This is a genomic window from Pseudomonas sp. AU11447, assembly GCF_001672555.2.
GTDB classification, from domain to species: domain Bacteria; phylum Pseudomonadota; class Gammaproteobacteria; order Pseudomonadales; family Pseudomonadaceae; genus Pseudomonas; species Pseudomonas nitroreducens.
Genome location: NZ_LZDG02000044.1, coordinates 72,199 through 96,286, shown reverse-complemented (window position 1 = coordinate 96,286; position 24,088 = coordinate 72,199). Strand labels below are relative to the sequence as shown.

Sequence of the window (24,088 nt, the reverse complement as noted above, 5' to 3'; positions counted from 1 at the left end):
CGCACGGAGAGATGCCGGAGTGGTCGAACGGGACGGATTCGAAATCCGTTGAACCAGCAATGGTTCCTAGGGTTCAAATCCCTATCTCTCCGCCATTACATATGGCCAGAACCCCTGAAATGCCTAGCGTTTCAGGGGTTTTGTCTTTTCTACGTCATGAAAATCTCCACCCTGAGCTCCATCACCCGCAATACCTGTAAGCCGGCGCCGGATTTGGCACTTCTTTGTGCGATGTTTGGCACTGCCGGCGCCGACTGAATTTGCGGGTTGATTGGCACCACCCGTTTGCTGATAGCGCCTACTGAATCCAAACGAAGTCCCGTTCGATCAGCACGACTTGCCCCATGGGGGAGCGCGAGCCTTCGCCATCCTCTGCGGTGGCAGTCTGATTGTCGAGGACATAGGCTGTTTTGAGCAAATGGGCTCGGGTGAAGGTCCCATCATTCACCCATTGAAGCGCCTGCTCAACGGGACGCCGCACTCTCACCACCGCACCCCCATCTATCCCATCCGTATTATCTGCGTTCTCGATGGCTGCCCCGACAAAGATCAGGTCAGGCGCCTCTTGGCCTGGAATGCCGAACCCGGTCGCATTGAGCATGACGGCAGTCCCTTGATAAATCACCGCATCTGCCGCGAGGGGGATTACAAGTACATCGGCACCCCATCTTCCACAAGGGCGTTCTTTCGCAATACTGGCCATAAGAGCCTCCTAGTAGGTGTGAGTTGATCCAAATTTAATCGACGACATCCGAAGCGTTTCTTGGAAGGATTTGGCTTCGGCCTTGAAAGGGGGTAGTCGTTTTCCATCTATCGTTAGATGCACGGTTCCGAGAGGCTCGGGCTCACCTCGGCTTGCGGCCTTAAGGGCTCCAGTTGCTGCCGGGATGTTCGGAGCGAGCTGGCTACCGCCAACGAAGCCGCCTGTAGCGAACTTCGGCAAGCGTAGGCTGTTGATCTGCTGTAGCAGCGCTGGCCCGTAGTGCTGAACAGCTGCGGCCCGCATCACGAACTCGCCATTGGAAAGTCGAGCGAAGATTGAGTCAGTAGTGCCCGAGCCTGGCCCCTGGATAAGACCGCCAGTTGCAAAGCCAGGGAAGTTTGGTGTGGGCACCTGGGGAGCTACTGCGCTCATCTCAGGGGTGGGCTCTACGGTGTAGGGCACCATGCGGACAGGGATGGTTAGCGTCTGGCTCAGACTCCCTGCCAATTGCTGCATCTTAGAGATGAGATCGTTTGCCGCTCCGTCATTCATGGTCGGGCTGACCTTCACTTCCTTTAGCTCGTCGGCCTGGGACTTGAGCACCGCGATATTCATGGCGATAGTTGCCAGCTTGTTATCAGCCTCGGTGTTTTCCAGATCGTTGGCGGCTAATTCGATATCCCTTAGCTCTTTGGCGAATCCACTGAAGCCGTATGTGTTCTGACCTGCGGACTGGAGGTCTAGCAGCATCTGGCGAGCTGCTTCAGCTTGTCGCTTTGCTGTCTCGAAATCTCCGTTGCGAAGAGCATCCTTCGCCTGCATCTTTAGGGTGCTGGCGCTGGAGTAGCTGGACTGTTGGTCCGTAACTGGGGAATTCAGCTGCGCGATTGTCTTGGCATACTTTTGCTCGATGGCCAGGCGCTCATCCTTGACCTTCTTGCTCTCGGCAAGCGCTTTCTTTTCGGCAGCCTGCTGGGCTTTTACCGCAGTCTCGGTATCTAGGAGCAGTTGTCCCTGTAGCGACTTCAATTTGCCAACGTACTGAGTTTGAGCAGCCACTTCCCGCTGCCTCGACTCTTCGGAGGCGGCCTGTGCAGCAGCGGCAAGCGCTTTCATTTGAACGTTCATACCGGACTGCTGCTCAACAAGCTGGGCGCGCTCCTTTTGGAGGGTATCCAGCTTTGCCCTCAGTTCCTCGTCGGAATACAGCGCGTCAACCAGAATATCGCCGACACTCCAGCCATTGAGAGTCTTCTCAATCGCCTTGATTTCGTTATCTATTTCGTCCAAGTGGGTGATATTGCCGCTGGCTTGAGCGAGCCAGACGGCGATCTGGTTGCCTAGCGAGCCCAAATCCGAGACAGCGCCAACAGCCACGGAGCCAAGCCGCACAATAGCGGAGGTCACTTGCCCGACGCCCTCTGCGGTTGCCGGATCTTCGACCTGGTTGCGTATGGCGTTCAGTGAATCGATAAGGGGCTGTAGGTCGGCCTTCCCTACGGCATTGTTGATAGAGTCCGACAGCGCAGTCATTGCGCCGCCTACTGTCTCGGGTAGGTTGCTGGCTTCTGTCTTGAGCGTCTCCAACTGACCTGTCAGCGCGTCAGTGACGACATCGGCGGTCAACAATCCTTGGGCGGCCATGTCCTTCAATGCGGCTACCGGCACACCAATGCCTGCCGCCAAAGCCTGCATGAGTCGAGGAGCCTGCTCGGCCACTGAGTTGAATTCATCGCCTCGCAACGCGCCAGAGCCCAACGCTTGGGCGAACTGGATCACCCCGTTTTCTGCCTCCTGCGCACTGGCCCCTGATACACGGAATGCTGTAGCAACTGATTCCGTGAGTTTGATGATGTCGCTCTGGGACCGGCCAGCTTCTTTGAGTGGGCCACTAATTCGTCCATACAGGGTGTAGAGCGACGCCAGCGGCGATTGTGTCGATGTTGCTATACGAGCCAGTTCGCTCTGCGCGATGTTGTATTCATCCTGCGATTTGGTGGCCAGTCGTAACCTGGCATTCATCAGATTGTAGGCATCCGCCGCTCGCGCGATGGCGGCGATGGATTGGACGCCAGCATAGGTTCCGATGGCTGTACCAATACCTGAGCCGACGCTATCCGCTAGGGCGCTTCGTGCTCTTGAGATTTGTGCCTGCCGGCTTACCGCAGAAGTCGTTTGCGTAGTCTCATTGCGCAACTGACGTTGCTCAGAAGACAGTTGGCGTAGGGCGCTACTGGACTTTGTTTGCTGGGCGGCCAGGGCCGACAACGCGGCGTGTTGCCGAGTCACCGCTCCCTCAAGAGTTCGGGTGGCTTGGGCTGCGAGCTGTGTCTCCCCTTCGATCTGCCGCAGGGCGGAAGCTTGGCCCATCGGGCTCTTAAGCTGTTCGATGAGGGATTTGAAGTCTCCACGGAAACCTCGGGTGACACGCTGGGCTTGATCAGCATCAACGGAAATAGAAAGCCGAACGTCTGTCATTGTGTGGCCTCAATAGCCTTCAGCACGGCAAGAAAGAAGGACCATGGATAGTAGGGCGCATGTACATGCCCTAGCCGCACCAGGGCGTGTACAGACTGATCAAGATCCTTTAGGCCTCGACGCTCTTTCTGGCTGTGAGCATGATCTTTAGGCGGCGCAGAAAGTCGAAAAAATCCGGATTCAACTCCTTGCATAGTTGGATGACTTCACGCAGTTGACTTGGTCGAAGCGTGTCGAGCTGCGCGTCCGTCAGGCTGCTCATCCGCTTCAAGTCACTGAAAGCACAATCCTCGAAAAATGCTGTATCGATCAGACCTTCTCCGCCAGGCTCTTCGGAAAGCCAAGTACGAACCTGCATGACCGTCATCTCGCGGACAGTAATATGCAGGTCTCCGAAGACCAGTTCTTTGCTGTTGGTAGTGTGCTGAGTCATGGCGATATCCTGATTGACTTAGTGGTGCGTGCAGAGGTTTGACTAATCGCCGATGGCGCGATTGAGGGCGCGAATCTTGCCTTCCACGTCACGTAGTTGTGGCCTGAGCTGATCCAGTTCTAACTCTGCCTCATCGGCAATTTGCTTGCGGGCACTTGCAGGTGCTAGGTCGTCGTTACCCCAGCTGTCGCCATAGCGCGCTTTGAGCGCGTCCACTAGGCGCTTGTGGATGAGGTCCGGGAAGTAGAAACAGAGCTCACTGCCGCTAACTTCTGCACCTAGGGCTCCAGAGAGAACATTAAGATATCCAGAGTCGATATTCTTCCATTCGACTTTGCTGTGATGCTTGGCCAAACCGTAGTTTGGCGGTGTGTCGCGTATGCTCCACTTATTGGAGAATTCTTCCGCCTTGCGATCGATCTCGCGCTTTAAATAGTCCACGTAGTCATTCAGGCTGATAGGGTTGTGATGTGCCCCATTCTGTCGCGACATGGCTGCTTGGATTTTCAACTCCAACGCCTTTTTCTCTCCTAGCAATGCGTCGCGTTGTTTTCGCACGACTTCCATTGTGGCCTCATAGGACTCGGTGCTTTCTTTTTTCATGGTTTATTCCTTGGCGGGTATTTGTGTCGGTTAGTTTGACCAAGATATAAGCTCTATATATTCGTGGTCGGTCATTCCAAACAAGCGAGCTACCTCTTGCTCCTCAGGGCTAAGCCCTTCGTAACTTTTTGCTGATTCGAAGTTAATTGCCTTGATAGCGAGGTTGGGTTTGTTGACTAGGCCAAAGCTGCTGAATCGCTGAATTCGACCAGAGTTGTCGTAGAGAAAAACTGGGGAGACAAAGCGATACTCGCGGCTTGCTATGAGGCTTCTAGCTCTTGGTGTCCACTCAACCCGGGTCTCGATAGCCCCTCGATGATTTACGCGGTACTCCTTTACCCAGCCAGCGGCTGGTGCTTCCTCGCCGTTTTGAGCCTTGATTTCAGTTGCATGCATGTAGTCAAACGGTAGATCAACGCCATGAGCTAAGGTCGATGCGATGACTTGGCGCGGGTCGCAAGTCCATGACCGACCATCTCGCCCAAGTACTGTAGGTCCTGGAGGAAGAACCTCAACCCATTCTGGCGCTGTCTCTCCAAGCTCAAAACAAAAAGCTGTGTACCCTCGGAAATCAATGCTTTTCATATTGATTAGCCTTGATTTTCTGGTGGGGAGGGCTTTTCATGATTTTCCAGATTACTCTGTCGCATAGGTCGTATCTTCTCGATAAGGAGTCCACGACAGAGCGCATGGTTTTTCCTTCGGAAAGTCCGATTTCTGCTGCTTTATGTATTTCTGTGTCTCTGATCGCTCGGAAGAATTTGTCGCATTTGGAGAAGTAGATACTGTTGTCGCCAAATGTATTTATTAACTTTTCAGCAAGATCTTGGTTATCAAGTTTTTTGAACAGCTCATCTGCGGCACTTCCTTGGGTTTTTTTAGGAATGCGTAGAGATGTTCCAGAGAAGCAGGTGACTATGTGTAAGGCGTTTTCCAGTCCAAAAAAATCCGCAAGCTCTTGCACGCTGTCAGGTAATAGATGCCGAAACTGCTCGGCTAGGTGTTGGCGATTATGTTCTGTAGGAACTTCTTGCTGAGCCACTTCGCTTCTCCCAGTGATGCCTGCATCAGATGCAACTCATTGGAGCACTTGCTGAAATAGCTCACTATATGAAGCACTTCAGCACCTTGGTTAAAGGCTGTTTTGGGACTGAGCAGAAACTTGAGGCAGGAATGCCAATCAACAACGGCGTTAGAGGTGCGTTAGATTTGCGCAGGATCAACGATCTTAAAAAAGTTATGCGATGGTACTGCCTATCCATTAGCGCCCCTTCATGGGGCGCCTGCGTGGATTCTTGATGCTGAGCTTGGCAGGTGCCTAAAGCAGCGGGGGGAGGGATGAGCGTTGCTGAGGGGTGCCATGCTTGTAGGTAAAGGCTTCCATGGCTGCGGACAGCGGATGCTCTATATCAAAGTCACCATATCTCTCTAGAAATGCGTGCCAGCGCTCCAGCAGGACCCCACGCCTTCTCATGCTTGGTATCACCCATATCCAGTCCAGTGACCACCCTCCCTGACGTTTGACGAACGCACATGCGCCAATGATGGTGCCTGGAGGGAAGGTTCCCGTGTGGTCCGAAAATAGGTAGCCATGGACGTTCGATGTGACTTTCTTTGTGCTGCTCCCATTCCATTGTAAGAAGTCGTACCGAAATTCACGTTTGAACCTGATGGCTCGTTCTCTGACTTCATGCTGCATCCACAGCGGAGAGTTCTCGTTGACTTGCTCTGGTGTTGGATGATGCAGCAGGCGTTTAGCGAATTGACTCAGCGGTTTTGGTTCTAGTATCCGCTTAAGCCTAGCGTGCTCGGAGCGGTGTAAGAGGCTGGATTCTAAGTCACCTTTTAAATAGAAGAATCCACAATATTCGCAGGTGATTTCCTGTCGTGGCTTAAGATTTCTATACAGCGGGCCTGTTGCTTCGAGTCGATACGGCTTCTCGTCCACTAGCGTTAATTTGTAGCGATGGCCGTATGCCCCTTTGAATCTCTCTTCCTGCCATGGGCCTGACATAATGTTTATGTCCGACCTGAGTGTTATCTTTCCACGGTTGCGCTGTTTCTCGTAGCACCAGACGCTTAGTTCGCTTTCTGTAAGGATTTCTTTCGTCTTTAGGGTTTTTGCGAGTTTTGTTGCTAAAGGCTTTGGATTTACTCTAAAGCCCAGATCCTCAAGAATGATGATCAGGGCGACTGCATCGAATATAGGCAGTCCGCTGTATCCAGATGATGAACCATTGGCAAAGCGTGGTTTGCTAAAGAAGTTGCGTAGCGGAATGTTGTTGTATTTTGCAAGCTCTTCTAGTAGGTAGCTTAAACGGTAGTCCCCACGTCGCTCAGTAGAAGAAATATGATCTTCTAGGTCGATCATGTAAGCCATTCCGCTATTTATGAATCCTTGCTCCTGCGGTAGAAGTCGCATGGTTTCTATAATTGACTCGGCACTTTCCTTCAGTAGTTCGACCAATTGCGCCAGTGCGTCGGCAGGAAGTCTGTTTGACATAGCATCATCCATGAATTGAAGCGGCGGAGAGCTCAAGACTGCCAAGCAGTTCAGAAATGCGCAAGGAAGCTGCTGAGATGCTTGTTATGCAGGAAGCGTGAAAACGACTTCCCCGAGGTTTGGATCGTAGAGCTTGCCTCCGCGCTGAATCATCGGCGGGCGCGGGCCGCTGTAACGACTGCGGATCAATCGATATCGTGTATTCCGGTCTGCTGGTTTGTCAGCAAGCAACTCGACATAACCTGCGCGTGCCAACCACTTCAAATAGCTGCGAGCGCTCCAAAGGGACACGCTCACGCTGGTTGAGGCGTGTTCTGCTAGTTGCCTGGCACTGAGCGTGCCGAGGATGTGCAGGGTGCGCCACATCGCTTCATTACCTTGGCCTGCTGTACTGGCTTTGCCTTGCCGGGTTACAGCGGGCGCTTCAATGCCCACGTCCTTTATCAGGCGTAGCGTCTGCTCTTCAAAGTGGTCTGCCCCTGCAATACGTTCCAGGTAGCCGGCTTTCTCTAGGGACTGGATGTAACTGCGCACGGTTGCGTCATGGACGTTGGCGCGGCGGGCGACCTGATAGCCGGTAAAGCCTTCGGCATTTTCCCGCATGGCTTCCCACATGCGTTGCCGGTTGCTCTTGCCCCGGATCTGCTCTTTGTGTACGGGCTTTCGTCCTGGTTTAGCCATGGCTCAATTCCTTCTAAGCGGGGCATCGCCTGTGAACCACCCACGTTCACCCCATTGCGCCAGGCCGATGCTATCGAGGCAAAGAGCGGCGGCTTCGGACTGCACATGGTGAAGGTTGACGACGATGCGGCGCAGACAGCCGCGTACTGCTTTGCAGAGGTCTTGCAGTAGATCGTCCTGGATGTGCAGGTTTGGATAGTTCGCGTCAGCTAAGGCGCGCATATCATCAGGCGTGGCAGGTAGAGCGGGCACCCATTCGAGGACGCGATTGTGCAGACGTTCGCGCTTGAGCATGGACTGCGGCACCCGCTCTTCACCAATCAACACAATGGTGCCGTGGCTGGCGTTGTAGATATCGGAGAGAACGTTACCGATGGCCTTATCCAGAAGGTATTGCGCGTCATCTATAAGTAAGGGCCTGCGGCTACGGGAGAGCTGATCGGCAATCTGGTCGACCATCTCTGACATAGTGCGCAGAGGGATGATGGCCATCTCTTTCAGGATAGCGGCAAGGAAGGCCTTCTTTGTCCAGGTGTCCCGACATTCGATGTAGTAACCGCGGTAGATGTTGGCCGCGAAGTTGGCGCCCACCGTTTTTCCGAGGCCGCTGGAACCGTACATAACCACCAGCCCAGGCAGGTTGCTGGGGCGGTTTTGCGCGCGCTCTATGGCACTGGCCAGCAGCCCCACATTGGTCAAAGGTACGATCTTCGATTCGTTCATTGTCTTCTCCGTTTCGACCTGCTCACCGTGCAGGCACGGCGTGTTCGAAGACGCGCCGAATAGCCTGAAAGTCGGGGTGCTCTGGGTAGCGCTGATGCCACAGCGCCTCTTCGTCCGTGATGACTTCGCCGGCCTGCACGCGGGCCTCAAGGCGTTGCCAGAGTCGATAACGAGACATGGCGTCACCTGGTACGCTGAAGGCATCAGGCACAGGTGCCGCCAGGCGTGCCGCATGTTGGCGGGCGGCGGATAGCCGTTCCTGGCTGTAATCAACGACAGTTTCGGAAACCAGCTCCACGCGCTGGCCGGTCAGGTTCTCCAACTTGGCCACAGTCTTCTTGAACTGGCCCTTGGCCTGTTTGGCATAGCCTTGCTCGACTATCGACGGAGCTATGTAATCGCTGGCGTTACCGTTCAGCTTGGCTTCGCCGATCAGCTCGCCACTCATGGTGCGTACCCACACCCGAGAGGCGTCGCGCACGTCATAGGCAACCCGTACCTGCTTGCCATGTAGGTCAGCCAGGGCATCGAGTGCATAGCGTTCGCCAGCCCAGGCGATTTCGCCGCGCATGGTCTTGCGGACGATCTGCGGGCGGAACAGGTCGTTCACCACTTCGGGCGGTGCCGTGAGTGGTTTCCAACCCTTGGCAATGGCGGTATCCCAAGCTTCCTGCGGCGTCATGTGTCGGCGCTGGTATGTCTGTGGGTCGCGTATCTTGGGCAAGCCCCGGTGCGGCTTCCGGTTGTAGGCTTCTAGTTCTGCCTCTGCACCGGCCAGGAACTCTGCGAAGGTGGGCATCAGGCTTGTACGGCCAGCGTCGCGCAGTTGTTGCCGGGTGATCTTATGCACCTTGTTGCCTGCATGCCGATCCATATCGGCACCCAGGTAGCTCGGGATCTTCTTTGCCGCGTTCACCCATATGGTTTGATGGGCGCGCTCGATCAATCCACGGGCCTGGCTGTTGTAAGGCAAGGCGTGGATCATGCTGCCGCCCAGGCGTTCTACGACTTCCAGGACGGTGTGGTTCTTGTAGCCGGGCCCGTTGTCGACGTAGAACATCACGAACATGCCGCCCCGCTGCACGGCATCACGCAGGGCATCGAGCACCACGATATGCGACTCGGCTTCACCGACCGAGAAGCCAAGTGCGCGGCGTGTAGCTACATCTATTACCGTGGTGATTTCGGGGCGGTAGGGTTTGCCGGTGCGAGGGTTCAGCACCTCGGCATCAAAGGTATGGCCGTCGGCGGTGTAGACCTCGCCAGGCAGCATTTTCAGCGTGTTGCGCCGGTTGAATGTCTTGTGCGCTTTGCCTTCCTGAGCGCTGCAGCGGCCAAGCTCGCGAGCATCGACGCTCAGCTTATTAAGGAAGCGGCGCACCTGGTGAATACTCGGGTGCTCGCCAGAGTGTTTGCCTGCAAACTCTGCATAGCTGGCCTCTACGCTGGGCTTGGTCGGGCGCTGATAGCAGCGCAGGAAGTCCGCCGCCCATTCCGGCACGCTCACATCGGCTTTACGACGAATTGGTGCCAAGCCGGCCTCGCCATGCTGCCTGTAGTCGGCAAGCCAACGCTTTAGCGTTCGCTCGGATAGGTTGCAGCCGCTGCTCTTGCGGTCGTTGGCACGCTCCAGGCGTTCAGTCAGGTAAGGGGAAAGCTCTCCTGCTTTAGCCTGAGTAAGCAGCAGAGCAATGGCCTGGCGCTGCGAGGTAACTTTGCTCAGGTGCTCTATCTCTCGGATGAACGCCAGGCGTGCGGCCATGACTGAGCGTTGTTTATCGTTTAAGCGTGACGACGAATGCGCGTCACGCTCTGCAATTTCCGCTGACGTGGACGCGCCCACAGCTTTGGCCAGCAAGGCCTGCTGAGTCACTTTAGGTAGTGAGGCGAAGGCATATTCGCTGGCCTTGCTACCGATCCGGCGCTGGCTACTCCAGCACGCGCGCAGGGCGAAGCTGCGGATCGCACGGGGTGTAGTGGGCAGACCTGGCAGGCCAGCAAGTTCCTGGGCGGTGTACCAAGTATTCATAGGCACCTCTATATGTGCCTGCCGGCCCAACCAGTTGGCTGGGCCGGCATGGGCAATCAAGCTGCTTGGCGGGCGGCTTGGAACAGGGCTTCGGCGTCGTCGACCAGCAAGAGAAGCGCACGGGATACCTGTGCAACATCGCGGCGTCCGCCATCCTCGGCAATGCAGGTGCTGAGAAAGGTCAATAGCTCATGGACTGCGCCAAGTCGCCATTCGGCAGCATCCATCAGGTCGCTTTGAGCTGCATGCCTATCCACGTACAGAACCGCCTTTCGTCCACAGCCTTGGGAGCCGGATTCTAGTGGCTTGAAGTTAGCCATGGGCCACCTCCTGAGCATCCAGGGCACGGGCCTTTGCCATGGCGGCGTTGTAACGCTGAAGACGAACGGAGAGGGACGAGTCGGCGTGCAAGGCGGCGAAAGCAATAGCGCGGAACGCTGCGGCACGATTACAGAGCGGACGGGGGGCGTGATGGCTCTTCATAAGTGGTGCTCCAAGTTTGGTTTGGAGCTGCCACCAATCGCCGTCAAACGATTAAGGGTGGCAGCTGTGCGCGGGTTGACGGACCGGGAACTTGGTACCCGGCGCACCCGAAGGTGCCCCACGCACAGCCACCATAAAACGAAATGACAGGCATAAAAAAAGCGCCTGCTATCGGATGGGGCGCTTGTGCGCCAAGTTTCTCGGGCCGTCAAACCCGGCCGCTGAATTTGCAGCGACAAGGGAACCTTAGCGATTTGTTTGGCACAGAGCAAGGGCTAACGTGTCCAACCGGATAGTAAGGACAGGGTGGAAAAGGACGTTGGAGACTTTCATCTTGCGTCCGATTGTGACGCGCATCAAGACGGGCATGATTTCTATTTTTTACTTCTAAATCAAAGCGTTATTTATATTCGGCCACATTCGGACGTATTGAAAGCGCAAGTTCGTTTTCTTTCAACCTAATGGGAAGCTGTTGGTATGGCTTGAAAGTCGCTAAAGCCACGAATATCAAGGCATTAGTGGCTGTTCACAGGCTTTTATCGTGGGGTCACATATAATGCAAAAACGGCCATTTTTGGCCGTTTTAGGGGTTCGGGATATTTGGCACTGATTTGTGTGGAACTAGAGTGCAGATCGGGCTATTTGCATCCGTGCTCTTCCAGGTTAGGTGTAGCCTATCTCCTCCAGGCGTCGGAGGATTCGATACTCCTTCACCCGCAGCGCTCCAAGCTCCAGGAGTAGGTCGACGGTTTCCCGGTCGCTCAGGTCTTCCTGCATACCCTTTGCTATCGTCACTGCGGCCTTATCCTTGGCTTTCAGATTCAGCGAGTACTGCCCTAACGCAGACTTTCCGATGAACGTTCCGTGCGTTTGCTTCAGCCACTGGGACAGTGCGATCAGATCGGCATAGCCGTTATCTCGTAGCTTCTGATCCAACTCGTCACGCACATTCTTCGGCAGAAGCTCAACTTTCGAGCGAGGGGGCATGGTTCAATCTCCTTCCGGCTTTTCCGGGAATATACCCGGAAGAAGTTGTCCGGCCTAGCCCGGTTTAGCCCGCTCTCATCCGGCATCCTCCGCCCCTCCTGGTAGTGCCAAAGCTCCAGCTAGCTCACAATACCCATCCATCTTCTCTCGATTCTTCTGCGTCGGATCCGCTTGATACTGCTGCAGCCAGAACTGACATGGCGCGCTGTTGAAGCGTTTGTCCCGTTCCGCTTTTTCGAGCTCACGATTCTGCTGCTCCTGCGTAGCCTGCTGGCGTTGCAGGTATTGCTGGAACATTTCTTCGTTGCTGCGGGTTGGCGGGGGCGCCGTGGGTGTTGGCGTTGATGATGGAGCGAGGTGGGGGACGAGAGCGAGCGGAGTGTTGCGCCAGGCCAGCCACGCGGTGGTGGCGACGGCCAGGCAGCCGAGCCAGATGCCGACGGCGATGGCTAGGGTGAGTTTCCAGAAGCTGAGGGTAGGCTGGGGCATGGGCAACGGCTTTGGTTGGCTGAGCAGCACAGATAACCCATCGCACCCCTCAAGGGAAAGAGGCAGGCCCGCGGCGCCGAAGCGCCACGGGTGCAGGGCTCATTTCGGAGCGGCGGCAGACTCGTAGGCTTCGAGGGCGCGCAGGGAGTAGATGTAGGCGGCGCCGGCATTGAGCGAGATGGCGGTGGCCAGGGTCTGGGCGATCTCGGCTTCGGTGGCGCCAGCCTTGCGGGCAGCCTCGGCGTGAACGCCGATGCAGCCGTCGCAGCGGGTTGTGATGGCTACGGCGATGGCAATCAGTTCGCGGGTCTTGGCATCCAGGGCGTCGCCGTCAGCGGCGGCGGCTTCCAGGGCCTGGTAGGCGGCGATCATTTTCGGGTGTTTCTTGCCCAGGGCGCCGAAGGCTTTTTTCACGGCGGGGACGTACTCGGACCAGTTGAACAGCATGATGCTTCTCCTTGAGGCCGGGAGTGGGTGTGGCCTTGAAGCTTAGTCTGCGTCAGTCCGCGTGCCGGGTATTGTCTGTTCCGCTCAGATTTTTCATCGATGCGCTCGACTGCTGCTTTGCAGGGCGCAAGCGTCAACAGACGTCGAGGATTTCATAGCGCTGGCGTGCGCTGCCGGTTCCCACTTCGACTTCATCGCCGGGGTGGCGCTGAAGCAGGGCACTGCCCAGTGGGGCGCGGGTGGTGATGACCAGGATTTCGGTGCCTTCGTGCTGCACCTTGAGGCCGGCTCCGTCCGGGCCGAGGAATACCCAGCGCTGCTGGTCGCGCTCGTTGATCAGCTGCACCAGGGCGCTGGTCTGGATGCCCTGTTCCTCGTCGAAATCGCGCAATTGAAGGTTTTCGAACAGCGACAGGGCCTGGCGGATCTCTTCCACGCGCCGTGATTGGCCGGCAGCGAGGTAGGCCGCTTCCAGACCGAGGGTGTCGTACTTGTTCTCGGCGATGTTTTCCTCGTGGGTCGCGGTCTCGTGGGCCGTCCGGGCGGCGCGCACGGCGACCTTCAGGTCTTCGGCGAGGCGGGCGAGGATCAGTTGGTAGGCGCGTTTCTTGTCCATGGCGGCGGGCTGGAAATAAAGCCGCCTATCCTAGGGCCTTTGCCCAGCCCTGCGAAGGCGCTTTCAAGATTTTCCGGCAGCAGCCGATAGAGCGGCTGAATTCCCGGTACAAAGGACATCCGGCATGAGCCTTTCGATTACCTCGGCGAACCAGGCTTTCGCCAGTCAGCTACGCGTTGCCACTTCAACCACCACGAGTACGCAGGCCGACAGTGCCAATGAAGGCTCCGGCAGCCCGCGTCTGCAGGCCGGCGGAACGGCGCAAAGCGAGAAGAGCAGCAGCTCCGCCAGTTCCGGCAAGGCCAGCACCACCGTTGAGCAATTGCAGAAGCGCCTGAAGGAATTGCAGAAGCAGTTGCAGCAGGAGCAGCGGGAGCTGGCCGACGCACAGAAGCGTCACTATTCCTCGGATGCCGAGCGCACCGCGGCGCTGATGGCCCTGCAGAGCCGCATCGCCAGTACCAGTGCGGCCATGCAGCAGACCGCCGCGGCGTTGGCCGAGGCGATCCGCAGGGCTGGTGGCAGTGGCGCCGGCTCGATGCTCAGCGCCAGCGCCTGACGTGGATTAATAGCCGGCCAGGATGTTGACGATCAACCCGCTGGCGATGGCCACCAGGATGTAATCGCCGTTGACGTACAGCCAGCGATGGTCGCGCGGCGGTGCGTACAGGTGGCGCGCTTGCCAGTCGGTGACCCAATAGCGGTCGCCGCGATAGTTCGGCTCCACGATCACGCCGCGGCGCCAGTCACGGTGGGGCACGGGCATGCCGGCCTGAGGGCGGTAGTCCGGGTTCCTGTAGTAGCGCGGATCCGCGTGGCCATTGCGCCCCTGGTTGTAGTTGCCGTGAGGCTGCTGTTGCTGTTGGGGCCGTTGTTGATAGTGCTGTTGCTGGTCCGGCCGTTGCTGTTGCTGCTGGGGCGGCCGCTGCTGTTGTTGCGGCGGTCGATTATCCGGATGGTTCGGACCATAGTCCGGGCCGCCCCCCGGCTGGGCGAAACTCGCCAGCGGGCTGCCGAGCATCAGGGCGGCACAGAACAGGGCGACAGACTTCTTCATGGTGTTTCTCCTGGCGCAGCCGGCGTTGCCGGTGCGTGATTCCTGCTTTCATCTCCCGGACGATCCGGGTACTTCATGAGACCGCGTCGTCGGGTCAATGAATGCCAAGCCTAAGTAAATGTTCGGTAAAGAAATTCTCTGCTTTGTCAGCGCTTTGATACGGGGCTGCTGGGGGAGGGCGGCAGGTGACTTTTCGAGCACTGCAGTCTTTGTGTGGTTACAGCATTTGGTGATATGTTTGCAGCAAATGCACTTGTTGGAGCTTTGCCATGAGCGCACTGCTGAAGGAAAACCCGGCTGCCGATACTGTCCTCGCGAAGGCGGTGTTGACTGCCCGCGAGCACCTGGCGATGACACAGCAGGAGCTGGCTGCCATCGTCGGTGTGGACCGCAGCGCGGTGAGCCGCTGGAAGCAGAATGGCCTGCGCGTGGACAGCAAGACCGGCGAGCTGGCGTTGCTGCTGGTGCGCATCTACCGTGCGCTGTTCGCTCTGTTCGGCGGCAATCATGAGGACATGCGCCACTTCCTGCGCACCGAGAACCGCCACCTGGGCGGTGTGCCGCTGCAGTTGATGGAGCGGGTGCAGGGGCTGGTCGCAGTGGTCGAGTACCTGGACGCCATCCGGGGCAAGGTCTGAATGTCCTTCGAAGCCGGCGCTCGTCTGTGGGCGAAGTATGAGGACTCGGTTGTTGCGCCCATCCGTGGGCGCCTGGTGCGACTGGTGGAGAGCCAGGGCCAGGTGGCGACGTTGCAACTGGTGGACACTCTGGAAGAGCAGGCTCTGCTGGAGGAGTTGCTGGAAACCAGCAAACCGCGCATGCCGTCCAGCGCTGAGCCACTGCATTACCTGCTGAAGACACCGTTCCGCTACCCGCCGCTGCGCTGGGGCTCGCGCTTTGGTCGGCGCCATGAGCCGAGCCTGTTCTACGGCGCGCTCAAGCTGGAAACGGCGATGGCGGAATCGGCGTTCTACCGCTTCGTGCTGTGGGAGGGGATGGCCACGCCGCCGCCCAGTGGACGGATCCTTTCCGAGCACGCTTCCTTCGAGGCGCGCTTCCAGGTACAGAAGGGCGTGCGGCTGCACCTGCCGCCGTTCCGCGAGCACGCGGCCCTGCTCGATCCACAGGATTACAGCGTGACTCAGGGGATGGGCAGTGCGATGCGCGATGCGGGGGTGGAGGCTTTCGAATATCGTTCGGCGCGTTGTCCGCAGGGAGGCATCAATGTGGCGTTGTTCGTGCCCTCAGCCTTTACCGAGAAGCGCCCGCGCAACCTGATGCCCTGGCTCTGCGAGACGACTTCGGAGTATGTCGCCTTCAAGCATGCCCAGGTGCCCGACAGCCCACGCATTTACCGCCGCGAGCAGTACCTGGTGGACGATAGGCTGCCCCATCCGGCCTGACCGTTCATCGTTTCGCCACTTACGCGTCATGTTGTGCGGTGTATGTTGCGGGATGGCCAAGCAGGGAGTGCCAGACCATGGATATACGGATAGCTGTCCATCCCAGCGACGATCGTCGCTGGCGTGTGTACCTCAATCAATTCTTCTATGACTGCAAGAGCCGCAGTTCGGCCGAGCGTATTTATGCGCGGGTCTGCGCCGCGGAGCAGTTGGCGATTCAGCTTCCCGAACCACCTCGCATCGTCCGGCCGCAGCGTGTGCCACGGCGCCAGGTTCAGATCGCCTGAAGTTTGCCGGGCATCGGCGTCGGAAAACGGAACTTCCGACCCGTGCATTGCCCGGCAGCAAGCACTACCTGCCTGAGAACACTTCTTATCCACTGCCCTGAAACGGGGCGGTCGGCTGCTGCGTGGCGCGCACTTGTGCACAATGCTGACGCACTCTGTCAAGCCCCCGAAACATTGCACTTGGCCACCCTCTGAATTTCCTTGCGTTTTTTAACTTATTGAAAAATAAAGAGAATTTTGATTGGTGAAAAAATCACCAATCTGTCACACGGCCCCAGTTCACTGGGGGTATGGGCGGTTTTCAGCAAGTTCTCCACCGAGTTATCCACAGCTTCTGTGGATTGTCCCGAGCGCTTGCTCAGGAGCCTTGTGCCAGGGCCTTTACGGCGGACGAGGCCGCTCCCGGCGAGCGGCTGGTAGACTGGCGCGATCCTTTGCCACACCTCGGAGTCCTGCATGCCCCTCGATCTGTCCGCCCTGTTGATCGGTGCGCTCGCCGGATTGCTGCCCATGGCTGCGCTTGCCTGGCGTCTGCAAGCGCGAAGGGTGGAGGTGGAGCAGGAGGCGACCCTGCTGCGCGAGCGGCTGGCGACGGCGCAACTGGCGCAGGACGGGCTGTCCGCGCGGGCTGAGGCGGATCGTGATGCTTTCCAGCGCTTGAGTGGCCGGCACGGCGAACTCTCCGCCGAGGCGGCGGCGCTACGCCGCGAAGTTGAACTGGGCAAGGAGGAGCGGGCCCGCCTGGGTAACGCCGAGCAAGACTGGCAGGCCGAGCGCGCCGACAAGGAAACCGAGCTGCGCCGTCTTTCCGCCGAGCACGCGGCGCTCTCCGCCGAGCTGCGCGAGCAGCAGGACAATCACCAGCAACGACTGGGCGACCTGCAATCGGCGCGAGACGATCTGCGGGCGCAGTTCGCCGAGCTGGCCGGGAAGATCTTCGACGAACGCGAGCAGCGTTTTGCCGAGTCGAGCCAGCAGCGCCTGGGGCAGTTACTCGACCCGCTCAAGGAGCGCATCCAGTCCTTCGAGAAGCGCGTGGAAGAGAGCTATCAGGCCGAGGCCCGTGAGCGCTTCTCGCTGACCAAGGAGCTGGAGCGCCTGCAGCAGTTGAACCTGCGCCTGGGCGAGGAAGCCACCAACCTGACGCGCGCACTCAAGGGTCAGAAGACCCAGGGCAACTGGGGTGAGCTGGTGCTCGAACGCGTGCTGGAACACGCCGGCCTGGAGAAGGGCCGCGAGTATGAAACCCAGGTCAGCCTGCGTGCGCCGGATGGCGAGCGCTTCCAGCCGGACGTGCTGATCCGCCTGCCCGGCGACAAGCAGGTGGTGGTGGACGCCAAGGTCAGCCTGACGGCTTACCAGCAGTTCATTGCCGCCGAGGACGAGGTGATTCGCCAGCAGGCGCTCAAGGCCCATGTGCTGTCACTGCGCAACCATGTGAAGGGGTTGTCCGGCAAGGATTACCGACGCCTGGAAGGGTTGCACAGCCTCGACTTCGTGCTGCTGTTCATGCCGATCGAAGCGGCTTTCTCGGCGGCACTGCAGGCCGAGCCGAACCTGTTCCAGGAGGCCTTCGAACGCAACATCGTGATCGTCAGCCCGACCACCCTGCTGGCCACGCTGCGGGTGATCGACAGCTTGTGGCGCCAGGAGCGGCAGAACCAGAACGCCCGCGAGATCGCCGAGCGCGCCGGGGCGCTGTACGACAAGTTCGTGCTCTTCGTGCAGGACCTGGATGAGATGGGGACCCGCCTGCAGCAGTTGGACAAGACCTACGCCGCTGCGCGCAACAAGCTCTGCGAAGGGCGCGGCAACCTGATCAGCCGCGCCGAGCAGGTAAAACTGCTGGGGGCGCGGGCGAGCAAGAACCTGCCGACGGAGTGGCTGGAGCGGGCATTGAGTGACGATGCGCCGCTGGTGGAAGAGGGCGAGTAGGCCCGGCTTGCAAACGGACCTGTAGGAGCGAGCTTGCTCGCGAACCCCTATCTCTCGTACACATCCATGTGGCCGACGGGTCCTGTTCGCGAGCAAGCTCGCTCCTACGAAGAGCCCGGCGTTGTTTCCGCGGTGGGGCGTATGCGCTCCGTCAGAACAGCGAGTAGGGCTTGCCCGCCGTGCCATCGGCGAATCGCTGCAGCCGGAAGGCGTGCAGGTCCATTCCGGGATCGCCCTTGTGTATCCACTGGCTCATCAGTTGGCCGGCGATCGGCCCCATGGCGAAGCCGTGGCCGCAGAAGCCCGTGGCGATCAGCAGTCCGGGTACTTGCGCGGGTGCATCGAGCACCGGAATGCCATCGGGCAGCACGTCGATCAGTCCCGCCCAGCTTTCCACGACTTTCACATCGCGTAGTGCCGGGAAGGCTTTCGCCAGATTCTGCTGTGCCGTGAAGACACGCGCGGTGTTTGCCTTTACCTGCGGATCGCGCTCGCCGAGTACCGGGCCGTTCACGCTCCTTTCCGAACCGGGCAGGCGCTGGCGCAAGTCGTGGAACAACGCGCCGTTGAGCTTGAAGGAGAAGCCCGCGCGGTGCTCCGGCAGGTTTGGCAGGTAGTGCCTGACGCCGCGCAGGTAGTCGAGGTTCAGGTCGATGTCGGCCTGGGTTTCGTCAGCGAGGTTGATGCTGCCATCGGCACGCTGGCGGAAGCCGATGCCGTGGCCGATGAAGCTTTGAGCGCCCACGCCCGGGCCGGGGCTGGTGCGCGAAACGGTGCAACGTACGGCCTGTTGCGGCAGTTCCAGGCCGAGGCTCTGCACCAGGCGCCAACTGCTGGCGCCCGCGCAGATCAGCAGGTGTCGGGTTTTCACATAGCCGCGTTCGGTTTGTACGCCGCAGACGGCGCCGGCGGCGCGGTCGATGCCGGTGACGCCGCAGCCTTCGACGAACACGGCGCCACGCTCAATGGCACGCAGCGCATAGCCGGGCGCCACGCGGCGCGGCTCGGCCTGGCCGTCATTGGCGGTGTAGAGGGCGCCCAGTGCCGGGTCGCTCAGGGCCGGCATCAACTGCGCGACTTCCGCGCGGCTCAGCAGTCGGGTGCCGAGGTCGAAGTTGGCGGCGACCTTCAGCCAGTCTTCGTACTTGCGCTGCTGCTCGGGTGTTTCGGCCAGGTACAGGCAGCCGCCCTGGCGCCATTCCAGCGGCAGTTGCAGTTCTTCTTCCAGGCGTTCCCACAGCGGAATCGCCGCCATCATCAACGGCACTTCCGCCGGATCGCGCGCCTGCTGGCGGACGAAGCCCCAGGCGCGGGTGGATTGCTGGCTGGCGATCCCGGCCTTGTCCAGCACCAGTACGCTCAGGCCCCGGCCGGCGAGCTGCCAGGCGGTGGCGCAGCCCATGATGCCGCTGCCAGCGATGACCACGTCCACCTGCTCTGGCAGGCGCTCCACGCGGGAGGAAAGGGCGGGGTGAAGCGGATAGGTTCCCATCGGCATACGGCGGCATCCCTGAGTGGAGTAACGGATGCCGCAGTATGCGATTGACGTGCGCCGCGCATCCACTGCGCGGGCGCGCCGACAGGCGCTACGAAGCGCGCGCGGCCCGGCTGGCGGCCGGCGAACGGGCCAGGTAGTCCAGCGCTTCCTGGGTGTTGGCCTCGTGGTCCGGGTGGTACCAGGGCTTGAAGTAGCGCAGGAAGCTGGTGGCCAGGGAGCTGATCTTCGGCAGCACGCCGGACTTCGAGCCATCGCGCCAGATCGCGGCGAAGGAGCGTGGTTTGGCGATGGTCGGGTCCTGCCGCGACAGGGTGCGGGTGCCGAAGGCGAACAGATAGATGATCAGCGGCCACACCACGAACATCCACAGCTGCCGGCTGACGAAGGTGCCGCCCAGGTGCACGTGCAGGTCATGGGCGACATTGCGGTGTTCTACTTCCTCGGCGCCGTGCCAGCGGAACAGGTCGAGCAGCACGGGATCGGCCTTGGCGCGGTCCAGCGCATCGGCTTCGAGAATCCACTTGCCGAGGATGCAAGTGAAGTGCTCCACCGCGGCGACGATGGCGCAGCGCTGGCCGATCCACCAGCGCTTGAGCCAGGGTGTGCGGTTGAACAGTTCAGTGCCCAGCGGCGTGTCGCTGAGCAGTTGTTCGAACAGGTAGTCCATGACCTTCAGATAGCGTGTGGAGTCGATGCCGTGGTGATTCAGGTAACGCTCCAAGGCACCCGAGTGGGCGCGGGCGTGCATGGCTTCCTGGCGGATAAAACCCTGCACATCCTCGCGCAGCCGGCCTTCCTTCACGAAGGGCAGTGCCTTGTTGTACAGCCGGCAGAACCACAGCTCGCCCGCCGGCAGCATCATGTGGATGACGTTGATCGCATGGGACGCCTCGGGCTCGCCGGGAATCCAGTGCAGCGGCGAATCGGTGTAGTCGAACTGCACCTTGCGTTGCACAAGCTTGTGATGATGGTCGTTCATGGCAGTTCTCAGGCAGTGAGATTGAGGCGGGCGAACAGGCGCGACAGCCAGGGCATGAAGCGCCATTGCAGGGCGCCCAGGTGCACTTCGCTGCCGACTTTCACCACCGGCAGGTTGCGTTCCACCGCGCGGGCGATGCGTTCGCCGACGGTGTCCGGGCTGAGGCGGCGCCGGCGGTAGAAGCGCTGCACCTTGGCACGGTGTTTCGCCTGTTGTTCGTCATCCAGGCCGGCGAAGCGCGTGGCCTGGACGATGCCGGTATCGACGAAGCCCGGGCAGGCGGCGCTGACGCCGATGCCATTGCCCGCCAGTTCGGCGCGCAGGCACTCGCTGAGCATCAGCACCGCGGCCTTGCTGGTGGCGTAGGCCGGGTAGTTGCGTGACGGCGCGAAAGCCACGCCGGAGGCGACGTTGACCAGGTGCCCCGGCTTCCCGGCCTCGACCATCTGCTTGCCGAACAACCGGCAACCGTCGATCACGCTCCACAGGTTGATGCGCAGCAGGCGCTCCCATTCCTGCGGGGTGGTCTTGAGCATCGGCCCGGCCATGCCGATGCCGGCGTTACTGACCACCACGTCGGGCACGCCGAGGCTGCTCTTCACCCACTGCGCGAAGCGCTCCATGGCGGCGCTGTCGCCCACGTCCACGCAATAGCTGTGAGCCGTGGCGCCGACTGCGCGGGCCAGCTCGGCACTACGTTCGGCAGCGGCCGGGTCGATATCCGCGGCCAGCACGCTGGCGCCGCGTTCGGCGAAGCTCAGCAGGGTCGAGCGGCCGATACCGCCGCCCGCGCCAGTGACCACCACCAGCTTGCCGGCAAAGGGGCCGGCGCCGGGCTTCAGTGCCGCGCGCTGCAGCTCCGGCGGGGCTTCGCCGCCCTCGATATGGCTGACGAATTCGTCGATCCACTTGCCCAGCCGGGCCGGTTCGGCGAGCAGTTGCCAGTGTCCAGCAGTGACATCGCGGCGCCACAGGCGCGGCGCCCACAGCGAGAGCTGCTGGAAGAGTTGCTGGCCGACATAGCGGTCGCGGGTCGGCACGATAAGTTGCACCGGCACCTCGGTGTGGCGCTTGCGCGGCTTGAAGATCGAGGTGATGAAGTTGGCCCGATAGAGCTTCACGCCGTGCTCGCCATCGCTGGCCTGGTGCGGGTTGCGCACCGGGTTGCGGATGCCTTCGACCTTGCGCAGGTACTGCGGCCACGCCTTCGCCGCGCCGAAGCGCCAGGACAGCGAAGGCAGCAGCGGCAGGTGGAAGTAGTAGATGTACCAGGAATGCAGCAGCTGGCTGGCCATCTGCAGCAGCGCGCGCGGCGTCTTGCGGCGCAGGCGGTCGCGCATCCAGAAACCGACGTGGTCCAGGCAGGGACCGGAGACACTGGTATAGGACGCGATGCGGGCGCGCAGTTGTGGATCGGTGACGCTTTCCCAGGTCTGGATCGAGCCCCAGTCGTGGGCCACCAGATGCACCGCGCGCTGCGGGCTGACGGCATCGAGCACGGCCTTGAGGTCCTGGCTGAGCAGTTCCAGGCGGTAGTCGCGGGTCTTGCGCGGCTTGTCCGATTCGCCGGCGCCGCGCACGTCGTAGGCCACCAGTTGGAAGCGCCCCGAGAGGTGGCGGATCAGCGGCAGCCAGGTTTCATGGTTGTCCGGGTAGCCGTGGACGAACAGCACCATCGGCAGGTGCGCCTCGCCCCAGCGCCAGACGGCCAGGCGTACGTTGCCGGACTGCACGTCCAGCCGTTCCGGCGCCGGCAGGGTCTTCTCCAGCATGGCGTTCATGCCACCTCCCGCCGCGCCGGGGCGCTGATCAGGCCGCGCTCGGTCCAGCGGCGCACGTGGGGCAGGTCGTCGTCGAGCCAATAGGCGTCGCCCTCGGTGACCACCAGCAGCTCCTCGAATTTGGCGCCCACGCCGCGCAGGCCCAGGTGCGGCTCGACGGCCCAGAGGCCGGGCGTGGGCGCATGTTGCGAACGATCATTGCTCGACCACAGCGGCGACCAACCCTCGCGGCGGCCGGTGATCAGGGCGTTCTTCATCAGCGTGGCGATGTTGCGCACGCCAAAGCGCGCGACCGAAGGGCCGGTGTTGCGCGCGCCGAGTTTTTCCACGCGGTGCGCCAGCACTTCGAAGGGATAGGCCTTGTGCCGCGGCAGGGTGCCCTGGCGGTGGCAGAGGCGGTCCACCGACTGGCTGACCTCGGCCAGCGGCAGGCGCTGGCGCACTTGTTCGACGATCAGGTTGCGGTGTGCCAGCAGGTCGTCCATCAGGCGCTCCACCAGCAGGTTGTGGCCCAGTGCGCCGGAGTAGCCGACGTCGGCGGTGTAGGCGCCCAGGGTCGGCGCGCAGTCGAGGATGAAGGGCATGCCTTCCTCCAGACGTTGTTTGCCGGGGTAGAAGGCCAGGTTGAAGCCGCCCAGGTGGCGCAGGCCGTCGAAGCCCTTGAAGGAGGTGCGGCTGCCGAACCAGGCGAAGGGCTGGTGGAACCAGTCGCGCACGCCGTGATCGAGCAGCCAGGTCTTCATCAGCGCGGCGGTCTCGCGCTCGCTGATGCCCGGGCGCAGTTCGCCGGCAATGGTTTCGCAGCAGCGGTAGGCCAGTTGCTGAATCTCGCGGAAGTGCCGCAGGTCTTCGGGGGTGGGCACCCAGGCGCCTTGGGACATGACTTTCTCCAGGCTGGTTGTTGTTATCGTTACATCGGGCGATGTCACGATCGATGCTGACCCATCGGTTGCCATTGCGCCATGCGTGCGTCGCGGGCCTGGAGTGTTACCGGAGCGGGGAGCTGCTAGCGGCGCGGGTTGTGGGCGGGAGCGGGGAATCCGGTGGGTGCAGTTCCCGTCTTTGGTTGGGCTTCGGGGATGAGAAGGGGATCACCGAAGGATTAATCCTTCCGATTGTTCCGCGGGCACGTCGATGGCTATCATCCGGCCATGAGCACACCCCTGAACCTCCTGCAGCGCCTGCTGCAGCGCCCGGACGACGCGCCTTCCGCGCTGGAAGACGAGCGCGAGTATTCCGTGGATGAACTGGCCCGCGAGGGCGGCACCACGGTACGCAACCTGCGCGCCTACCAGGATCGTGGCCTGCTGCCGCCGCCCGAGCGCCGGGGCCGCGCCGGGGTGTATTTCGCCAGCCACCTGCGCCGCCTGCGGCTGATCAACCGGCTGCTGGAGCGCGGCTACAACATCGCCAATATCAAGGAGCTGCTGCAGAGCTGGGAAAGCGGCCATGACCTGGACCATGTGCTCGGCCTCGACGAAGCCATCGTCGGGCCATGGAACCTGGAATCGCCCGGCAGCATCGAGTTCAACGACCTGCAGGCGTTGTTTGGCGATGAGCTGAACGACGCAGTGATCGACCAGGCGCTGGCGCAAGGGCTGCTCGCTTTCGATGGGGAGCGCATCAGCATTCCCAGTCCGCGTCTGTTCAATGCCGGTGTCGAACTCTACCGTGCGGGTATTCCGCTGGCGTCGTTGCTGGATCATCTGGCTGTATTGCGCAGCGATACGGAACACCTGGCCGCTGGCATCGTGCGCCTGGTGGTGACCCATCTGGTGGACAAGCCCGGTGCCGACCTGCTGCCCGGCGCGGCCGATCTGGAGCGCCTTGCCGAAGTCTTCCAGCGCTTGCGTCCCGTGGCCGAACAGGTGGTGCTGGTGGAGCTGGCGCGAGGCCTGAAGCGCTCGGCCAACGAGATGCTCGGCGAGCGCGTCGGGGAAATCCTCCGTCGCCTGGAAACCCCGGAATAGGCG

25 protein-coding genes and 1 tRNA gene are annotated in these 24,088 nt (G+C 60.4%); 6 read left to right on the top strand and 20 right to left on the bottom strand.

Features of this window, described 5'->3' with window-relative positions:
- The first annotated feature begins 5 nt into the window (after positions 1–5).
- Positions 6–95 (top strand) — tRNA-Ser (locus A6723_RS15390).
- 203 nt (positions 96–298) lie between these two features.
- Here the strand turns inward: A6723_RS15390 and A6723_RS15385 are convergent.
- The 15 genes from A6723_RS15385 to A6723_RS15330 form a co-directional block, all read right to left on the bottom strand.
- On the bottom strand, positions 299–703 hold the full coding sequence (locus A6723_RS15385; RefSeq protein WP_064979792.1) for a hypothetical protein: 405 nt from the start codon (positions 701–703) through the stop codon (positions 299–301).
- A gap of 9 nt (positions 704–712) precedes the next feature.
- On the bottom strand, positions 713–3,181 hold the full coding sequence (locus A6723_RS15380; RefSeq protein ID WP_065348196.1) for a tape measure protein: 2,469 nt from the start codon (positions 3,179–3,181) through the stop codon (positions 713–715).
- A 109-nt stretch (positions 3,182–3,290) separates the two neighbouring features.
- Positions 3,291–3,614 carry a hypothetical protein gene (locus tag A6723_RS15375; RefSeq protein ID WP_064979788.1) on the bottom strand — a complete coding sequence of 108 codons (324 nt, stop codon included), beginning with the start codon at positions 3,612–3,614 and terminating at the stop codon, positions 3,291–3,293.
- A gap of 42 nt (positions 3,615–3,656) precedes the next feature.
- Positions 3,657–4,217, bottom strand: coding sequence for a hypothetical protein (locus tag A6723_RS15370; protein WP_064979786.1), 561 nt, complete (start codon positions 4,215–4,217; stop codon positions 3,657–3,659).
- A gap of 30 nt (positions 4,218–4,247) precedes the next feature.
- Positions 4,248–4,802, bottom strand: coding sequence for a phage protease (locus A6723_RS31295; RefSeq protein WP_083192866.1), 555 nt, complete (start codon positions 4,800–4,802; stop codon positions 4,248–4,250).
- A complete protein-coding gene (locus A6723_RS31290) occupies positions 4,789–5,259 on the bottom strand; it encodes a Mor transcription activator family protein (RefSeq protein ID WP_175405556.1) in 471 nt (156 codons plus the stop codon). The genes A6723_RS31295 and A6723_RS31290 overlap by 14 nt, the downstream gene beginning before the upstream one ends.
- A gap of 276 nt (positions 5,260–5,535) precedes the next feature.
- The gene (locus A6723_RS31785) at positions 5,536–6,720 is read right to left on the bottom strand and encodes a hypothetical protein (RefSeq protein ID WP_139092995.1); all 1,185 of its coding nucleotides are present in this window, start codon (positions 6,718–6,720) and stop codon (positions 5,536–5,538) included.
- A gap of 84 nt (positions 6,721–6,804) precedes the next feature.
- A complete protein-coding gene (locus A6723_RS15365) occupies positions 6,805–7,401 on the bottom strand; it encodes an HTH domain-containing protein (RefSeq protein ID WP_064979784.1) in 597 nt (198 codons plus the stop codon).
- A gap of 3 nt (positions 7,402–7,404) precedes the next feature.
- Complete coding sequence (locus tag A6723_RS15360; protein WP_064979782.1) at positions 7,405–8,124, bottom strand: AAA family ATPase; 720 nt, start codon at positions 8,122–8,124, stop codon at positions 7,405–7,407.
- Between the two features lie 22 nt (positions 8,125–8,146).
- A complete protein-coding gene (locus A6723_RS15355) occupies positions 8,147–10,153 on the bottom strand; it encodes a Mu transposase C-terminal domain-containing protein (RefSeq protein WP_064979780.1) in 2,007 nt (668 codons plus the stop codon).
- A 56-nt stretch (positions 10,154–10,209) separates the two neighbouring features.
- A complete protein-coding gene (locus A6723_RS15350; RefSeq protein WP_064979778.1) occupies positions 10,210–10,473 on the bottom strand; it encodes a hypothetical protein in 264 nt (87 codons plus the stop codon).
- Positions 10,474–11,299: 826 nt separating this feature from the next.
- Complete coding sequence (locus A6723_RS15345) at positions 11,300–11,623, bottom strand: phage protein Gp27 family protein (RefSeq protein ID WP_064979777.1); 324 nt, start codon at positions 11,621–11,623, stop codon at positions 11,300–11,302.
- Between the two features lie 75 nt (positions 11,624–11,698).
- The gene (locus tag A6723_RS15340; protein ID WP_064979775.1) at positions 11,699–12,112 is read right to left on the bottom strand and encodes a hypothetical protein; all 414 of its coding nucleotides are present in this window, start codon (positions 12,110–12,112) and stop codon (positions 11,699–11,701) included.
- 99 nt (positions 12,113–12,211) lie between these two features.
- Positions 12,212–12,559 carry a carboxymuconolactone decarboxylase family protein gene (locus A6723_RS15335; protein WP_017522075.1) on the bottom strand — a complete coding sequence of 116 codons (348 nt, stop codon included), beginning with the start codon at positions 12,557–12,559 and terminating at the stop codon, positions 12,212–12,214.
- A 133-nt stretch (positions 12,560–12,692) separates the two neighbouring features.
- The gene (locus A6723_RS15330; RefSeq protein ID WP_054910910.1) at positions 12,693–13,175 is read right to left on the bottom strand and encodes a GreA/GreB family elongation factor; all 483 of its coding nucleotides are present in this window, start codon (positions 13,173–13,175) and stop codon (positions 12,693–12,695) included.
- Between the two features lie 124 nt (positions 13,176–13,299).
- On the opposite strand from A6723_RS15330, the gene A6723_RS15325 reads away from it, so the two are divergent.
- The gene (locus A6723_RS15325) at positions 13,300–13,734 is read left to right on the top strand and encodes a hypothetical protein (protein ID WP_054910909.1); all 435 of its coding nucleotides are present in this window, start codon (positions 13,300–13,302) and stop codon (positions 13,732–13,734) included.
- 6 nt (positions 13,735–13,740) lie between these two features.
- Here the strand turns inward: A6723_RS15325 and A6723_RS15320 are convergent, their stop codons facing one another.
- The gene (locus A6723_RS15320) at positions 13,741–14,232 is read right to left on the bottom strand and encodes an RcnB family protein (protein ID WP_054910908.1); all 492 of its coding nucleotides are present in this window, start codon (positions 14,230–14,232) and stop codon (positions 13,741–13,743) included.
- A 269-nt stretch (positions 14,233–14,501) separates the two neighbouring features.
- Between A6723_RS15320 and A6723_RS15315 the strand changes: the two genes are divergently transcribed.
- The 3 genes from A6723_RS15315 (at position 14,502) to rmuC (ending at position 17,857) form a co-directional block, all read left to right on the top strand.
- Positions 14,502–14,870 carry an antitoxin Xre/MbcA/ParS toxin-binding domain-containing protein gene (locus A6723_RS15315; RefSeq protein ID WP_024763405.1) on the top strand — a complete coding sequence of 123 codons (369 nt, stop codon included), beginning with the start codon at positions 14,502–14,504 and terminating at the stop codon, positions 14,868–14,870.
- The gene (locus tag A6723_RS15310) at positions 14,871–15,635 is read left to right on the top strand and encodes an RES family NAD+ phosphorylase (RefSeq protein ID WP_054910907.1); all 765 of its coding nucleotides are present in this window, start codon (positions 14,871–14,873) and stop codon (positions 15,633–15,635) included.
- An 857-nt stretch (positions 15,636–16,492) separates the two neighbouring features.
- Complete coding sequence (rmuC, locus tag A6723_RS15305; protein ID WP_175405557.1) at positions 16,493–17,857, top strand: DNA recombination protein RmuC; 1,365 nt, start codon at positions 16,493–16,495, stop codon at positions 17,855–17,857.
- A gap of 151 nt (positions 17,858–18,008) precedes the next feature.
- Here rmuC and A6723_RS15300 read toward each other — a convergent pair whose 3' ends face one another.
- The 4 genes from A6723_RS15300 to A6723_RS15285 all read right to left on the bottom strand — a co-directional run bounded on the left by A6723_RS15300 (position 18,009) and on the right by A6723_RS15285 (position 22,996).
- On the bottom strand, positions 18,009–19,355 hold the full coding sequence (locus A6723_RS15300; RefSeq protein WP_082450904.1) for an FAD-binding oxidoreductase: 1,347 nt from the start codon (positions 19,353–19,355) through the stop codon (positions 18,009–18,011).
- Positions 19,356–19,443: 88 nt separating this feature from the next.
- On the bottom strand, positions 19,444–20,334 hold the full coding sequence (locus A6723_RS15295; RefSeq protein ID WP_054910904.1) for a metal-dependent hydrolase: 891 nt from the start codon (positions 20,332–20,334) through the stop codon (positions 19,444–19,446).
- Between the two features lie 8 nt (positions 20,335–20,342).
- On the bottom strand, positions 20,343–22,115 hold the full coding sequence (locus A6723_RS15290) for an SDR family oxidoreductase (RefSeq protein WP_054910903.1): 1,773 nt from the start codon (positions 22,113–22,115) through the stop codon (positions 20,343–20,345).
- Positions 22,112–22,996: a M24 family metallopeptidase gene (locus tag A6723_RS15285; protein WP_054910902.1), complete on the bottom strand. Its 885-nt coding sequence runs from the start codon at positions 22,994–22,996 to the stop codon at positions 22,112–22,114. The genes A6723_RS15290 and A6723_RS15285 overlap by 4 nt, the downstream gene beginning before the upstream one ends.
- Positions 22,997–23,266: 270 nt before the next feature.
- Between A6723_RS15285 and A6723_RS15280 the strand changes: the two genes are divergently transcribed.
- Positions 23,267–24,085, top strand: coding sequence for a MerR family transcriptional regulator (locus tag A6723_RS15280; protein WP_054910911.1), 819 nt, complete (start codon positions 23,267–23,269; stop codon positions 24,083–24,085).
- Positions 24,086–24,088 lie beyond the last annotated feature (3 nt).

What these genes read in the sequence shown, in the direction of transcription:
- A6723_RS15330 (WP_054910910.1), bottom strand. Translation starts at nt 13,175, where the DNA reads ATGGACAAGAAACGCGCCTACCAACTGATCCTCGCCCGCCTCGCCGAA.
- A6723_RS15350 (WP_064979778.1), bottom strand. Translation starts at nt 10,473, where the DNA reads ATGGCTAACTTCAAGCCACTAGAATCCGGCTCCCAAGGCTGTGGACGA.
- A6723_RS15300 (WP_082450904.1), bottom strand. Translation starts at nt 19,355, where the DNA reads ATGCCGATGGGAACCTATCCGCTTCACCCCGCCCTTTCCTCCCGCGTG.
- A6723_RS15315 (WP_024763405.1), top strand. Translation starts at nt 14,502, where the DNA reads ATGAGCGCACTGCTGAAGGAAAACCCGGCTGCCGATACTGTCCTCGCG.
- A6723_RS15295 (WP_054910904.1), bottom strand. Translation starts at nt 20,334, where the DNA reads ATGAACGACCATCATCACAAGCTTGTGCAACGCAAGGTGCAGTTCGAC.
- A6723_RS15340 (WP_064979775.1), bottom strand. Translation starts at nt 12,112, where the DNA reads ATGCCCCAGCCTACCCTCAGCTTCTGGAAACTCACCCTAGCCATCGCC.
- A6723_RS15360 (WP_064979782.1), bottom strand. Translation starts at nt 8,124, where the DNA reads ATGAACGAATCGAAGATCGTACCTTTGACCAATGTGGGGCTGCTGGCC.
- A6723_RS15325 (WP_054910909.1), top strand. Translation starts at nt 13,300, where the DNA reads ATGAGCCTTTCGATTACCTCGGCGAACCAGGCTTTCGCCAGTCAGCTA.
- A6723_RS15370 (WP_064979786.1), bottom strand. Translation starts at nt 4,217, where the DNA reads ATGAAAAAAGAAAGCACCGAGTCCTATGAGGCCACAATGGAAGTCGTG.
- A6723_RS15380 (WP_065348196.1), bottom strand. Translation starts at nt 3,181, where the DNA reads ATGACAGACGTTCGGCTTTCTATTTCCGTTGATGCTGATCAAGCCCAG.
- A6723_RS31785 (WP_139092995.1), bottom strand. Translation starts at nt 6,720, where the DNA reads ATGTCAAACAGACTTCCTGCCGACGCACTGGCGCAATTGGTCGAACTA.
- A6723_RS15375 (WP_064979788.1), bottom strand. Translation starts at nt 3,614, where the DNA reads ATGACTCAGCACACTACCAACAGCAAAGAACTGGTCTTCGGAGACCTG.
- A6723_RS15310 (WP_054910907.1), top strand. Translation starts at nt 14,871, where the DNA reads ATGTCCTTCGAAGCCGGCGCTCGTCTGTGGGCGAAGTATGAGGACTCG.
- A6723_RS31295 (WP_083192866.1), bottom strand. Translation starts at nt 4,802, where the DNA reads ATGAAAAGCATTGATTTCCGAGGGTACACAGCTTTTTGTTTTGAGCTT.
- A6723_RS15385 (WP_064979792.1), bottom strand. Translation starts at nt 703, where the DNA reads ATGGCCAGTATTGCGAAAGAACGCCCTTGTGGAAGATGGGGTGCCGAT.
- A6723_RS15345 (WP_064979777.1), bottom strand. Translation starts at nt 11,623, where the DNA reads ATGCCCCCTCGCTCGAAAGTTGAGCTTCTGCCGAAGAATGTGCGTGAC.
- A6723_RS15355 (WP_064979780.1), bottom strand. Translation starts at nt 10,153, where the DNA reads ATGAATACTTGGTACACCGCCCAGGAACTTGCTGGCCTGCCAGGTCTG.
- A6723_RS15285 (WP_054910902.1), bottom strand. Translation starts at nt 22,996, where the DNA reads ATGTCCCAAGGCGCCTGGGTGCCCACCCCCGAAGACCTGCGGCACTTC.
- A6723_RS15365 (WP_064979784.1), bottom strand. Translation starts at nt 7,401, where the DNA reads ATGGCTAAACCAGGACGAAAGCCCGTACACAAAGAGCAGATCCGGGGC.
- A6723_RS15335 (WP_017522075.1), bottom strand. Translation starts at nt 12,559, where the DNA reads ATGCTGTTCAACTGGTCCGAGTACGTCCCCGCCGTGAAAAAAGCCTTC.
- A6723_RS15280 (WP_054910911.1), top strand. Translation starts at nt 23,267, where the DNA reads ATGAGCACACCCCTGAACCTCCTGCAGCGCCTGCTGCAGCGCCCGGAC.
- A6723_RS15290 (WP_054910903.1), bottom strand. Translation starts at nt 22,115, where the DNA reads ATGAACGCCATGCTGGAGAAGACCCTGCCGGCGCCGGAACGGCTGGAC.
- A6723_RS15320 (WP_054910908.1), bottom strand. Translation starts at nt 14,232, where the DNA reads ATGAAGAAGTCTGTCGCCCTGTTCTGTGCCGCCCTGATGCTCGGCAGC.